The sequence below is a fragment of the Aeromonas sp. HMWF014 genome, assembly GCF_963878295.1.
GTDB classification, from domain to species: Bacteria; Pseudomonadota; Gammaproteobacteria; order Enterobacterales; family Aeromonadaceae; genus Aeromonas; species Aeromonas popoffii.
The window spans coordinates 1-14,119 of sequence record NZ_CAWNYS010000123.1 but is presented as its reverse complement, the minus strand read 5'-3'; the positions used below and the strand labels follow the sequence as shown (position 1 = coordinate 14,119).

The following is a 14,119-nucleotide window of genomic DNA, read 5'->3' as shown; positions in this document are numbered from 1 at the left end:
GGGTGGAGACAGGGCGCTCGTTCACGAGCCGCGCGTACTCCTTGTAATCGGCATAGTTGCCGGAGCGCACCGCGGTTTGCAGGGTTTGTACCACATCCGGGTTGTAGGTGTGGTACTCGCCGCCGTGGACAAACTTGAGCAGGCCGCCCTGGGTGAGGGCCTTGCGTTGCAACCAGGCCTGACGAGCAAGGTTGAGCTGATCCTGCTGTATGTCGGCAAAATCGGCGCCCTGGATACGGCTGGAGACGCCCCGGAAGCACATGGCGACCACCGCGCTGGAGAGGCCAACGGCTTCAAACAGCTGGGAGCAGCGGTAGCTGGCGATCGTGCTGATGCCCATCTTGGACATCACCTTGTAGAGCCCCTTGTTGATGCCGTTGCGGTAGTTGAGCATGGCCTGGCGCAGGCTCATCTTGAGCACGCCTTCCTCGACCTGTTTGGCCAGCGTCTCGTAGGCGAGGTAGGGGTAGATGGCGGTGGCGCCAAAGCCCAGCAATACCGAGAAGTGGTGCGGATCGCGACAGCTGGCGGTTTCCACCAGAATGTTGGCGTCGCAGCGCAGGTTGTGGTCTACCAGGGTGCGCTGTACCGCGCCCACCGCCATGGCGGCCGGAATGGGCAGGGTATTGGCACTGACGTCCCGATCCGACAGGATCAGCAGAACAGTACCGCCACGCGCCTTGTCGGCGGCGTCGTTGCACAGCCGCTCCAGCGCCCCTTGCAGCCCCTCTTCGGGCTGGTAGTTGAGGCTCAGCACCGCATGACGATAGTGCTCCCCTTCCAGCGCCAGCAGCTGATGGAAGTCGGAATAGAGCAGGATCGGTGACTGGAACAGCACCCTGTGGGCGTGGCCGAAGGTCTCGTTGAAGACGTTCTGTTCGCGACCGATACAGGTGGCCAGCGACATGACGTGGTTTTCCCGCAGGGGATCGATGGGCGGGTTGGTCACCTGGGCGAACATCTGGCGGAAGTAGTCATACAGGGTGCGCTGGCTGGAGGAGAGCACCGCCATCGGGGTGTCATCCCCCATGGAACCCACCGCCTCCTGGCCGTTCTCGCCCAGCACGCGGATGATCTGATCCAGCTCCTCGTAGGAGTAGCCGAACAGCTTCTGATAGGTCTTGAGCTGATCGTCCGAGAGCTCGCGGGCGCCTGTGCTGGCATCATCCATCTGTTCGAACGGCACCAGCCGTTTGCAATGCTTGTCCATCCACTGCTTGTAGGTGTGACGGCTCTTGAGATCATCATCGATCTCGAAGCTGGTCCACACCTTGCCGTTGCGGGTATCCACCACGAACAGCTCGCCCGGGCCGACCCGGCCCTTCTCCAGCACCTCGTCCGGGGTGTAATCCCAGGTGCCGACTTCGGAGGCCAGGGTGATGAACTTGTCCTTGGTGATGACATAGCGTGCCGGACGCAGGCCGTTGCGGTCTAGCGCGCAGGTGGCGTAGCGGCCATCTGTCATGACGATGCCAGCCGGGCCATCCCAGGGCTCCATATGCATGGAGTTGAAGTCATAGAAGGCGCGCAGGTCGTCATCCATGTTCGGGTGTTTTTGCCATGCAGGCGGGATCAGCAGGCGCATGGCGCGGAACAGGTCCATGCCACCGGCCAGAAACAGATCCAGCATGTTGTCGAGGCTGGACGAGTCGGAGCCCGTGGTGTTGACGAAGGGTGCGGCTTCTTGCAGATCCGGAATGAGCGGGGTGGCGAACTTGTAGCTGCGCGCCTTGGCCCACTGGCGATTGCCCGCGATGGTGTTGATCTCGCCGTTGTGGGCCAGGTAGCGGAATGGCTGCGCCAACGGCCAGCGCGGGCTGGTGTTGGTGGAGAAACGCTGGTGGAACACGCAGATGGCGGCCTGCATGCGAATGTCGGCGAGATCCAGATAGAAGCGCGGCAAGTCCACCGGCATACACAGTCCTTTGTAGACTGTGACCAGGTTGGAGAGGCTGACCACGTAGAAGTAGTCGTCGCTGATGCGCTTCTCGATGCGGCGACGCACTATATAGAGGCGGCGCTCGAGATCCTTGTCGACCCAGCCTGGTGGTGCGTTGACAAAGACCTGTTCAATGCTGGGCAGGGAGGCTTTGGCGATGGGACCGAGCACATTGGTATCGATGGGCACCTTGCGCCAACCCACCAGACTCAAGGTCTCTCTTTCCAGCTCCTCGTCGATGATGTCGCGGGTCTGCTGGGCCAACAGGGGGTCCGGATTCAGGAACAGCATGCCGACGGCATAGTTGCGGCCCAGGTGCCATCCTCTCTCTTCGGCGATCGCGCGATAGAAGCTGTCCGGTTTTTGTAGCAACAGACCGCAGCCATCGCCGGTCTTGCCGTCGGCGGAGATGCCACCGCGGTGCTGCATGCGAGCCAATGCTGACATCGCGAGACGGACAAGCTTGTGGCTGGCTTCACCTTCCATGTGGGCCAACAGGCCGAAGCCACAGTTATCCCTCTCCAGCTTTGGATCATATAGTGACATTGCATTTCTCCCTTGCTCGGCCTTGCATCGCAAACTGCATAAATTGCGATTGGCTCTTGTGGTTCCGTCCGCCTGACGTGGCGAATCTCCAAACTAATGGGATTTTTCGGCAAGGTCAATTGGACATCCCGGCTGTTTTCAATATTACAAACTCATAACAAAATGTCGGGGTGCGGGTGTATACGGGGCTTGAATTGGGTATTGCTCTGGCTGTTTTTGTTTTTTCGGGATTTAATACTGATATCTTGGGGTTTGTTGGTTGACTCAGTGGGGATGGGGATTTGTAGTAATTTTACCAATTTATCCTATCGGTGAGCGGTGACGATCACAATTATGCACCCTGTATCTTGCATTTGTCGCCAACGGGACTATGAGAAAAATTTCATTGTTCAACAGTTGGTTAGCTTGCGGCTATTCGGTTGTGACCTGGGGGCGGTTTTTAGCTGACGTGTTTCGAAAGCGTCAATAGCTACCCACTTGCAAATATTTATCCAAATATTGGTGAATATTTATATGTTTTTTGACTCTCGCCTCCCTTGATCCAGCTCAGCGCCCTGTTTGCGCAAGCTCGTACAATGACGCTCCTTTAGCGGAGGTGCCATGCAGTTACACGAACTCGTCAATACATTCGGTCAGGATCTCAAGCAACGCCACGGCCAGAAGATCCACAAACTCTCCATTCATGGCGCCTTCACCTGCCCCAACCGGGATGGCACCCTGGGCCGCGGTGGTTGCACCTTCTGCAATGTCTCTTCTTTTGCCGACGAGTCAGCCCAGCAGCTCTCGGTGGTGCAGCAACTGCTGGCGCGCCGGGATGAAGTGACCCGTGCCAAGCGCTATCTCGCCTACTTTCAGGCTTATACCAGCACCTATGCCGAAGTTGAATATCTACAGCGTATGTATGAAGAGGCGCTCTCGGTCAGCGACATGGTGGGGTTGTGTGTCGGTACCCGGCCCGATTGCGTGCCGGATGCTGTGCTGGACTTGCTGGCCAGCTATCAGGCCCGTGGCTACGAGGTATGGCTGGAGCTGGGATTGCAGAGTGCCAATGACAAGACCTTGCATCGCATCAATCGGGGTCATGGCTACGCGGCCTATGCCGATGCGGTCGAGCGAGCTCATCGGCGTGGGATCAAGGTATGTGCCCACCTGATCGTCGGCCTGCCCGGTGAAGTACCCATGGACAGCCTGGATACATTGCACCGCATAGTGGAGACGGGCGTGGAGGGGATAAAGCTGCATCCGCTCCATGTGGTTGAGGGCAGTACCCTCGGCAATGCCTGGCTGGCGGGTCGACTGGAAGTGCTGACTCTGGAGCAATATGTGGAGGCAGCCGTGGCCATGATCCAGCACACGCCCCCCGAGGTGGTTTATCACCGCATCTCGGCCTCGGCTCGTCGTCCGACCTTGTTGGCGCCTGTCTGGTGCGAGAATCGCTGGACAGCCATGGCCAATATTGCTAGTGAACTGGCTCGTTCCGGCGCTCAGGGGCAGAGGCTGGGGCGACCTTTTTCCCTCGCCGAATGTATTGCGTGATCAATCAAGTTTCGTCAAAAAAACAGAGGGTTATTAGATGAAATTCACTCTTTGCAGTATAGTTGCAGTAAAGTTGTCTTGATAATATGACTAGGCTTGAAAAAGAAATCATTATCAATGATCTTGTATTATTTCCAATGGATCGGCGGGATAGACCGGACATGGCGCCATCTTGTGTCGCTATTAAGAACCGATCAAGCCGTACCGCCTTTGGGCGTAATGCTTCTCAGGTCTGACGATACCATCCAGTGTCATTTACCTGTGCTTTAACGTTAATCAGGCTGTTGATCTCTTGCCGTGGAGTCAGGGTTCTTTATTCCACGAGATCGCGTTCGCCGGACAGCGATGTGTGACCACCACAGTCGGCCTAATCATGCAGTGACAGGATGCTATGCAAGCAGAAACTAACCGTATTGATGAGTTGTTGGAGAGCCTGGTCTTCCTGACCCGCTTTTATGGCGTACCCAACAGCAGGGATGCCCTGACCACTGGATTGCCGTTGGTATCCGGCCTGCTGACCCCGAACCTGTTCAGTCGCGCCGCCGAACGGGGGGGACTGTCTGCACGGGAAGTGATCCAGCCCCTTGCCGATATCTCCTCCCTGTTGTTGCCCTGTGTGCTGCAGATGCGCAACGGCGGTGCCTGCATACTGCTGGAGTGGAACGAAGAAAGAACTCAGGGCAAGGTGATTTTTCCTCAAGCAGGGGATGCGGCCGAGTGGCTCAGCATAGCCCACCTGGGTGATGAGTATCTGGGCAGGCTCTTCTTCGTCAAAAAACAGTTCAAGTTTGATGATCGTTCCCCCAAGGTGCTGGAGACCCGTGATGGACACTGGTTCTGGAGTACCTTGTTTGAATCCCGTGGCATTTATCGGGATGTGCTGATCGCCTCCGTCTTGATCAACCTGTTTGCGGTGGCCAGCCCGCTGTTCACGATGAACGTCTATGACAAGATAGTCCCCAACCTGGCGTTCGAGTCGCTCTGGGTACTGGCGGCGGGGGCCATGGTGGTGTTTACCTTCGATTTCGTGATGCGTCAGTTGCGCAGCTATTTTATCGATATCGCGGGCAAGAAATCAGACGTGCTGCTGTCGGCCAAGATCTTCGCCAAGGTAATGGGTATGCGGATGGAGTCCAGACCTGCCTCCACCGGTGCCTTTGCCAAACACCTGCAGGAGTTCGAATCCGTGCGGGAGTTTTTCACCTCCGCCACTGTCTCGACCCTCATCGATCTGCCCTTTGCGCTCTTCTTCCTCTTTATCATCTGGATGTTTGCTGGCGTCATGGTGGTGGTGCCCATCGTCGCCATGTTGATCCTGGTGGCCTATAGCTTCTATATCCAGGCACCGCTCAAACAGTCCATCGAAGAGGGATCGCGGCTCGCTTCCCAGAAAAACGCCAACCTGATCGAGAGTATTTCCGGGCTGGAGACCGTCAAGATTTTCGGCGCCGAGAGCATGTTCCAGCATCGCTGGGAGCAGGCGGTATCCCATATATCGACCTGGGGCGTGCAGACGCGCCGCATCACCAACTCCATGTCGTCCCTGGCCAGCTACATCCAGCAGGTAGTGACAGTGGGCTTGGTGATCGTCGGTGTCTATCAGATATCGGAAGGGTTGGTCACCATGGGCGGCATGATTGCCGCCGTCATGCTCTCCAGCCGCGCTATCGCCCCTATGGTGCAACTCTCGGTTCTCTCCACCCGTTACAACCAGGCTAAATCCGCGCTGGAGATCCTGGAGAAGATCATGATGACGCCGGGTGAGCAGGAGGAGGGTAAGCAGTACATCCATCACCCTATCATCGCCGGCCGGATCGAATTTGATAATGTGTCGTTCAAGTATCCGGGGATGGAGACAAGCACGCTGCACAATATCAATCTGCGTATTGAGCCGGGTGAGAAGGTGGCCATCATAGGTCGGATCGGGGCGGGCAAGACCACTCTTGAAAAGATTCTTATGGGGCTTTATCGACCCACTGATGGTTCGGTTCGTCTCGACGGGTTCGAATTGGATCAACTGCCCGCGTCTGTGATCCGGCGTAATATCGGTTGTGTCCCCCAGGATGTGACCCTGTTTTTTGGCTCGGTACGTGACAACATCATGTTGGGTAATCCGCTGGTGGACGATGCGCGGGTTCTGCGCGCGGCCAAACGGGCCGGGGTCACCAACTTCACCAACCGTGACCCGAATGGTCTGGACAGGCAGATAGGAGAAGGGGGACGTCAGCTCTCTGGCGGTCAGCGTCAGGCGATCCTGCTGGCTCGTGCTTTGCTCAATGATCCCCCCATTCTGGTGATGGACGAACCCACCTCTAACATGGACAACCAGTCAGAGATGCAGGTCAAGCATGAGCTGGCACGACTGGGACCGGAAACCACCCTGATCCTCATTACTCACAAGACCTCCATGCTTGATGTCGCATCGCGGGTCATCGTCGTGGAGCAGGGGCAAATAGTGGCAGATGGACCCAAAGATGTAGTGTTGCAACAGTTGAAGGAAGGCAAGGTGCGAGTGCAGGAGGCGTCCAATGGCTAAATTTGGTCTGTTCAAAAAGTCGCCGTCCGATACAGTGCTGCCCGCACCCGAACATCTGGAGTTTGTCGATGATGGCGCTGCTGCCGTTCTGCTGAGTACCCCGACCCGGGCAAGAGTATTGTTGTGGGCTTGCTTCCTGTTCTTTATGAGCGCCATCGTCTGGGCTGCCTGGGCCGAGCTGGATGAAGTGACGGTCGGGCAGGGCAAAGTCATCCCATCCCGTCAGTTGCAGGTGATCCAGAACCTGGAGGGGGGAATCGTCAAGGAGATCTTCGTCAAGGAGGGTGACATAGTTGAGAAGGGGCAGCCGCTGCTGCGAATCGATGACACCCGTTTCCGTTCCGATTTTCGGGAGCGTGAGCAAGAGCTGGTGACCCTCAAGGGTGATATCGCGCGGCTAAAGGCCGAGATCCTGAGCGTCGTGGTCAAGACTGACCCCAATCTGGGCTGGCGTGAACAGGTGGTCATCGACAAGCAGCCGATCGCTTTTCCTGATGGATTCGAGAATGTGTTTGCCGAGTACGCTGCCCGTGAAAAATCGGTGCAGGATGAGCGACTCAATAACCTGAACAACCAGCTCTATATACTCGGTCAGCAGATTGAGCAGAAAGAGCAGGAACTGATCGAGCTCAATGCCAAGATAAGAACCGTCGGACGCAGTGTCGATCTGGCCCGGCAGGAGTTGAACATCAGTCGTCCCCTTGCCAAAGAAGGGATAGTCCCCCAGGTAGAGCTCATCAAGCTGGAACGCCAGGTCAACGAGATGCAGGGGGAGCTGGAGAGCAACCGGCTTATTATTCCCAAACTCAACTCAGTGTTGAGAGAAAGCATTTCCAAGCGTAATGACATAGCGTTGAAGTTTCGGGCCGACTCACAAACTGAACTCAATGAGCGGCAGGGGAAACTGAGCCAGCTCTCCGAGGGGCAGGTCGGGTTGCAGGACCGGGTTGATAGGACCAGTGTGATTGCGCCGCTCAAAGGCACTATCAAGAAGCTCAAGATCAATACCCTGGGTGGTGTGGTGCAACCAGGGATGGATTTGATGGAAATCGTGCCGTTGGAAGACACCTTGCTGGTCGAGGCCAAGGTGTCCCCGAAAGACATCGCATTCTTGCGACCAGGGTTGGCCGCCGTGGTCAAGATCACTGCCTATGACTTCACTATCTATGGAGGATTACATGGAAAGGTTGAACAGATAAGTGCTGACTCCATCCAGGATGAAGATGGCAACTCCTTCTACCTGGTGCGAGTTCGCACCGAGAAAAGCTACTTGGGCGATGAGCTTAATGCACTTCCCATCATCCCCGGTATGTTAGCCAGTGCAGATATTATTACTGGTAAAAAAAGTGTCCTAGACTATTTGCTTAAGCCGCTATTACGGGCTAGGCAGTCTGCACTGAGAGAACGATAAGCCAACAATCTAAAAACAACATGACTGGAGATACCATGAAGAAGACGATTGTTGCCATGTTAGTAAGTGGCGCCGTGCTGTTCCCGGGCCTTACCCTGGCCCAAACGCTGGAACAGTCAGTGGCACAGTCACTGGCTACCCATCCGAAAATCAAGGAAGCTTTTGACCTCTATCAGGCGCGACTGTATCAGCATGATGGCGCCAAAGGTGGTTATTATCCCACCATCGATCTGCGTGGTGGTGTGGGTTATGAAAAGACCGATAGCCCAACCACTCGTGCGGGCGGTGCTGGTGTGGATGACAGCATGACTCGCAAAGAGGCCGGGATCAGTCTGCGCCAGATGCTCTTCGACGGTTTCGATGTCAGCAGCAACGTGGCCCGGACCGATGCCGAAGCCAACGCTCAGCGTCTGGCCATGATCTCCGAGGCAGAGAACACAGCGCTGCGGGTGGCCGAGGTTTACCTCAACGTGCTGCGCCAGCAGGAGCTCCTGGAGTTGTCCAAACAGAACCTGGAAACCCATGAGCAGATCCGCAGCGATATCAGTAAGCGGACCGACTCTGGTCTGGGCTCGACTGCGGACCAGACCCAGATCGATGGTCGTGTCGCCAGAGCCTATGCCAATGAGGCTGCCGCCGAGAACAACTATCGCGATGCGGAGAGCGAATTCATTCGCGTCGTTAACGAGATGCCAAAGGATCTGGTGCAACCCGTTCCCAATGGGGCTCTTATTCCCGCCAGTCTGGATGCCGCATTGAAAACGGCCACCGAAGTGCACCCGACCCTGCTCTCCTCCCTGCAGGATATCGAAGCGGCCAAGTATCAGCATGAAGGTGCCAGATCCGGTTTCTATCCCAATGTGACATTTGAGGTAGATCAGAACTGGAATGAGGATATCGATTCAGTCAAAGGGCGTAACGATGATCTGACCGCCATGGTACGGATGCGTTACAACTTGTTCCGTGGCGGTTCTGATGTGGCAGAGAGCAATGCAACATCTGCGCTCTACTCTCAGGCGAAAGACATTCATCTGAATGCGTTCCGCCAAGTAGAGGAAGGCACTCGTCTGGCTTGGAACGCGAAAGAGTCGCTGGCCAGGCAAAAGACCTCTCTGAAAGAGCATGTTGACGCCAGCTACGACACGGTACAGGCGTACAAGAAACAGTTTGGCCTGGGTCAGCGTACCTTGCTGGACGTGTTGAACACCGAAAACGAACTGTTTGAGGCGCGCCGCACCTACATTACCGCCGAGTATGACGCTCTGCTGGCTGACTATCGTATCCTCAACGCCACAGGTAGCCTGCTCAACGCGTTTAACGTGCAGCAGCCGGCCGACTGGCAAGCCAAACGCTAATGGACAACGCATCAGGTTTGATGCGAGTGAAAGGGATGGTCGCGCTTTGCTGCTACCATCCCTTGTCTCTAATGCTCTAATGCTTGATCGGTGCAGTGACAGTCATTGGATGCCCATGGGATGAGTGTGACGGTGTGGTGGAAGGCAAGCGGTTGTAGCAGGGCATCAGCCTTGGGGTTGCGTGCTCGCTGGCTGCGTTACTCACTGTGGTGGTTGCTGGTTTCGCTTCCGCTCATCCTCTCTGCCAGTCAACCATTGACACCCGAAGACCTCAAGCTGGTCCAGCGCGCCGAGGAAACCTATGGGGCTAGGGCAGGCAAGCGGGTGACAAGCTGGCGTACGCTGGTCATGCAGAATCGTGATGCCGGACTGACAGAGCGCCAGAAACTGGAGAAGGTAAACCAGTTTTTCAACCAGATGCGCTTCATTGATGACATCAAGTTGTGGCGCAAGAAAGATTACTGGGCTACCCCGCTGGAGTTTCTGGGGGCAGCCGGTGGTGATTGCGAAGACTTCAGCATTTCAAAATACTTCACCCTGCTGGAGCTTGGTATTCCCGATGAGAAAATGCGGATGGTATATGTCAAGGCGTTGGATTATAACCAGTTTCATATGGTTGTTGCCTACTATGATACTCCTTCCTCCGAACCTGTGATTTTGGATAATTTGATCGGATCGATCCGTCCTGCCAGCCAACGCACGGATCTGGTGCCGATATACAGCTTTAACGGTAGTCACTTGTGGTTGATGAAGGCGCGTGGTCAAGGGGAACTGGCCGGGCAGTCGTCACGCTTGGGATTATGGACTGATTTACGCAATCGCATGACTTCCGGGCAATTGGCTCGGCCTGTGGTGAATTTGGATGATTAACCTATGACGCTCTACAGACAATTATTGGCAACCATGTTGATCCTGTTCGGTTTGTTGTTTGCAGCTACCTATTGGGTGCAGTTCAATTCGACCCGAACCTATCTGGCTCAGCAGCAGGAGACCACCGTCATCAATACCGCAACCTCGCTCGGGTTGGCGCTGACCCCGTATTTGGAAAACGGTGACAAGGTGGGAGCTGAATCGGTCATCCAGGCCATATTTGATGGCGGCTATTATCAGTTGATCCGATTGGATTTGCTGGCGTCCAAAGATGTCATCGAGCAAGAGAACACCAGCAACATTCAGGGCGTACCACAGTGGTTTATCGGCTTGGGTTTGTTTCCCGAAGTATCCAACGAGTCAATTCTGACATCCGGCTGGCTGCAACTGGGCAAACTGAAAGTGGTGGGCCACCCAGGACAAGCCTATTACGAGCTGTGGCGGGGTATGAGCGAACTGGCAAGCTGGTTCTTGATCGGTTTTTTAATCACCACCATTTTACTGATGAGGGCACTGAATTATCTGCTCAAGCCACTCAAGCAGATTTGCGATCAGGCGGTAGAGATCGAGCTTCACCATTTCGGTCACGCCATTCCAGAGCCCAAAACCCACGAGTTGAAACAGGTGGTACAGGCCATCAACACCCTCTCCAGCAAGTTGGCGCTGCAGTTTAAAGTGCAAGCGGAAGAGGCCGTACAGTTGCGGGAGCGTGTCTATGTGGACGCCGTCTCCGGCTTGGGTAACCGTGCCTATTTTGTCGGTCAGGTCAATGCATGGATTGCCGAAGCAGGACAAGGCGGTGTCATGCTGGTGGCGGTCGATATGCTTGATGATTTGTACCGCGAAGAGGGTTTTGCCGCGCGGGACAACATGGTCAAGTCCATCGCCCAGACCTTGAAAGATCAGTTGAAGGGGTGGGATGGCGCGGCCCTGGCGCGGATTTCTGCCACTGAATATGCGCTGCTTTGTCCAACCGACGATCTGACCCAGTTGAAAGACCTGGCGGAGGTGATCAACAGCCGAATTGCCGACCTGGTCGTTAATCCGATGGGTGAAGGAGATGCCCTCTCCGTCATCGGTATTGCGGGGCGTGACGGTAATGACGATCTGTCGGTCTTGCTGACCAAGGCCGACAATGCCTTGGGCAAGGCGCGCAATGAGCGCCGTGGCGCCGTTGTGATGGAAGGCGGTACCGATCAGAGCTTGATGGGGCGTCTGGCCTGGCGCGATCTGGTGCAAGATGCCATTGCTCGGCACTTGTGGCGCTTTAAGGCCCAGCCAGCTTGCCGCTTCGACAATGGGGTACGACTGCATGCCGAGTTGTTTGCTTCTATTTCACGCGACGGTACCGACTACTTTGCCGGCCAATTCTTGCCAGCCATTGAGCAGTTCAAGCTGGGCAGTGAGTTTGATCAGGCGGTACTGGATGCCTGCGTGCCCCTGTTTGAACGGCAATCAGATCTGGTGCTGGCCATCAATATCACGGCTGGCTCTCTCTGTTCTGATGAGTTTTTGACTTGGCTGACCGGGTATCTGTCGACTCACGTCGAATTGAAGGACAGGTTGCTGTTTGAGATACCTGAGGCCGCCATCATGAAGCACAAGGGGCATGTGATCGCCTTGGTGAATACCTTGCAGGAACATGGGTTCCAGTGGGGCGTTGATCATTATGGTCGCCACTTCCAGTCTCTGGGTTATCTCGAGGAGCTGGCGCCAGCCTATGTCAAGGTTGACCATGGTTATACCAGTCAGGTCATGGAAACGGGGGCCGATACCTCCTTCCTGGCCGCAGTTTGCCGCGCCGCTCACAATGCGGGTGTGACTACCATTGCAACCCGTGTTGAGGATCAGCATCAGGTCGAGTTGCTCTCTAAGTTGCATATCGATGGTTATCAGGGTTTCGTACACCCTGCATTTCCTTTGTCCTGAGCCATCAGCATCAAAAATGGGGTCCGTTAAGGACCCTTTTTTTATGCGAATGAAAAATAAATATTAAGATTTTTAGTTGATGAGCCTTGCTTAGCCTTACTTGAATCCCTCTCAAGTGAATGATTCAACAATATAAAAAAAGATCCTTCGATTTAATGCTCAGCATTGCTTCCGGTTTCAACCCATCTTGTACATTTTTGCAACGGAAGCGAGGCGGACAGGCATCTATGGTGTAGACATCAAGATCTGTCATGTTGGAGCAATGGATATGCGTACCCAAGTAATCGACAAAACCGTGGTGGTTTCTTCTGTTGAAGGCAACGTTCAAATATTGCTGGTCGATGGTAGCAGTCGCCCTCTGCAGAGGGGGGAAATCCTCCAGCCCGGCGCCAAGCTCAATATTGCAGATGATGCCAAGCTGGTACTTGCCCCCTATGACGATTCTCCTGCATCTGGCACCCCAGATGCCGCCGCCCCGGATGCTCAGGTACCGGGACAGCCACAAGCTCCGGATGCAGGGAGTGCGACCTCTCCCGATATTGCCGCATTGCAACAATCGATCTTGCAAGGGGTAGACCCGACCCAAAACTTTGAGGCAGCTGCTGCCGGTGGGGCGCCTGCTGCGGGCGGCGGTGGGATCGGTGGGGTCGCTGGCGCAAGTGGTAATGGCGGCTTTGTCATCATCGATAGAATCGGTGATGCAACGATTGCCGTAGCCGGGTTTGATACCACTTACCAGACCGAGCCTGTTGTTGACACTCGGCAGTTGGCAGAACCACTGCTGGCCAACGAACTGGCGGATCAAGGTGAGCAGCTTACCGTGCCCGAAGATGGGGTACTGAATGGTAATGTTCTCACCAACACAGTCAATACGGATGGCCCTGATGCGGCGTCTGTGCTGCTCTTTAGCTGGGGGGATAACGTCAACGTTGCTGCAGGTACCACTGTCACAATTGATGGTGTCGGCAGCCTCGTCATTAACGCTAATGGCAGTTTCACCTTCACACCTGCCCCCAATTATGATGGCGCTGTACCTCCTGCCACCTATGTCGACACTGATGGTACTGACACGGTTCAGTCCACACTGGAACTGACAATTACTCCTGCCAATGATCTCTCCGATCAGAACGAGAGTGTTGTTGTGACAGAAGACTCCGCTATATCTGGCAACTTGTTGGCCAATACCATTGACAATGATGGGCCGCAGGCTTCGTCTGTAACCGGGTTTAGCTGGGGCTCTATCATCAATCCTTCATTGAGCACACCAGTAACCCTGACTGGGGTGGGGACCCTGTTGGTCAATGCTGATGGCAGCTATTTGTTCACGCCGGCACCTAATTACGATGGGCCGGTTCCGACAGTGAACTATATCGTCACAGACGGCACCATCACGGTTCAGTCCACTCTCTCTATTGCCATCACTCCGGTTGATGAGCCTGTTGAGTTGGCTGGTCTGCAGCTGGAAGGCGGTGAGCTGACACTAGATGAAGCGGCTTTGGCAGATGGCAGCAATCCGGATGCAACCGCTCTCACACAAAGTGGCCTGTTCACATTCAATGCGGCTGATGGCGTACAGAGTTTGACTCTGGGCGGTGTCACACTGATCAGTAATGGGCAAGCTATTACGGTGTTCCCTCAGGTGATTACCAGCCCATCGGGTAATGAGCTGGTCGTGACGGGCATTAATTACAACCCCGTTACCGGGTCAGGCAGCGTTAATTACAGCTACACCCTGAGTGATAGCGAAAATCACACCAAGCCTGCCAATGATACGGTTCTGGGTGAGAGTTTCGGTGTGGTACTGGTAGACACTGATGGTGATAGCGTCAGTGCCAGTTTGGATGTGGTGATCCTGGATGATGTACCGAGTGTCACGTTCACCTCTGGATCCGAAGGTGTGGGCCGTGTGTTTGTGGATGAAAGCTTGGCCGCGCTGGGCGGTGCGGGCAGTGATGGCGTCGCCAGTGCCAGTCTGAGTGCCGCGCAGGTACAAGCCC

Annotated in this window: 8 protein-coding genes; 7 read left to right on the top strand and 1 reads right to left on the bottom strand. The window is 55.3% G+C overall.

Annotated features, from left to right (window positions below; all coding sequences use genetic code 11):
- The coding region (gene gltB / locus AAC083_RS04965) for a glutamate synthase large subunit (RefSeq protein ID WP_108536002.1) at positions 1–2,485 on the bottom strand (2,485 nt) is incomplete at its 3' end.
- Positions 2,486–3,085: 600 nt separating this feature from the next.
- On the opposite strand from gltB, the gene AAC083_RS04960 reads away from it, so the two are divergent.
- The 7 genes from AAC083_RS04960 to AAC083_RS04930 all read left to right on the top strand — a co-directional run.
- A complete protein-coding gene (locus AAC083_RS04960) occupies positions 3,086–4,021 on the top strand; it encodes a TIGR01212 family radical SAM protein (protein WP_108536001.1) in 936 nt (311 codons plus the stop codon).
- Positions 4,022–4,412: 391 nt separating this feature from the next.
- Positions 4,413–6,557: a type I secretion system permease/ATPase gene (locus AAC083_RS04955; protein ID WP_042035565.1), complete on the top strand. Its 2,145-nt coding sequence runs from the start codon at positions 4,413–4,415 to the stop codon at positions 6,555–6,557.
- The gene (locus AAC083_RS04950; RefSeq protein WP_042035567.1) at positions 6,550–7,968 is read left to right on the top strand and encodes an HlyD family type I secretion periplasmic adaptor subunit; all 1,419 of its coding nucleotides are present in this window, start codon (positions 6,550–6,552) and stop codon (positions 7,966–7,968) included. The genes AAC083_RS04955 and AAC083_RS04950 overlap by 8 nt, the downstream gene beginning before the upstream one ends.
- Positions 7,969–8,003: 35 nt before the next feature.
- On the top strand, positions 8,004–9,323 hold the full coding sequence (locus AAC083_RS04945; protein ID WP_108536000.1) for a TolC family outer membrane protein: 1,320 nt from the start codon (positions 8,004–8,006) through the stop codon (positions 9,321–9,323).
- Positions 9,324–9,443: 120 nt separating this feature from the next.
- Positions 9,444–10,193: a transglutaminase-like cysteine peptidase gene (locus AAC083_RS04940; RefSeq protein WP_108535999.1), complete on the top strand. Its 750-nt coding sequence runs from the start codon at positions 9,444–9,446 to the stop codon at positions 10,191–10,193.
- A gap of 3 nt (positions 10,194–10,196) precedes the next feature.
- Positions 10,197–12,122, top strand: coding sequence for an EAL domain-containing protein (locus tag AAC083_RS04935; RefSeq protein ID WP_108535998.1), 1,926 nt, complete (start codon positions 10,197–10,199; stop codon positions 12,120–12,122).
- Between the two features lie 268 nt (positions 12,123–12,390).
- The coding region (locus AAC083_RS04930) for a retention module-containing protein (RefSeq protein WP_258224608.1) at positions 12,391–14,119 on the top strand (1,729 nt) is incomplete at its 3' end.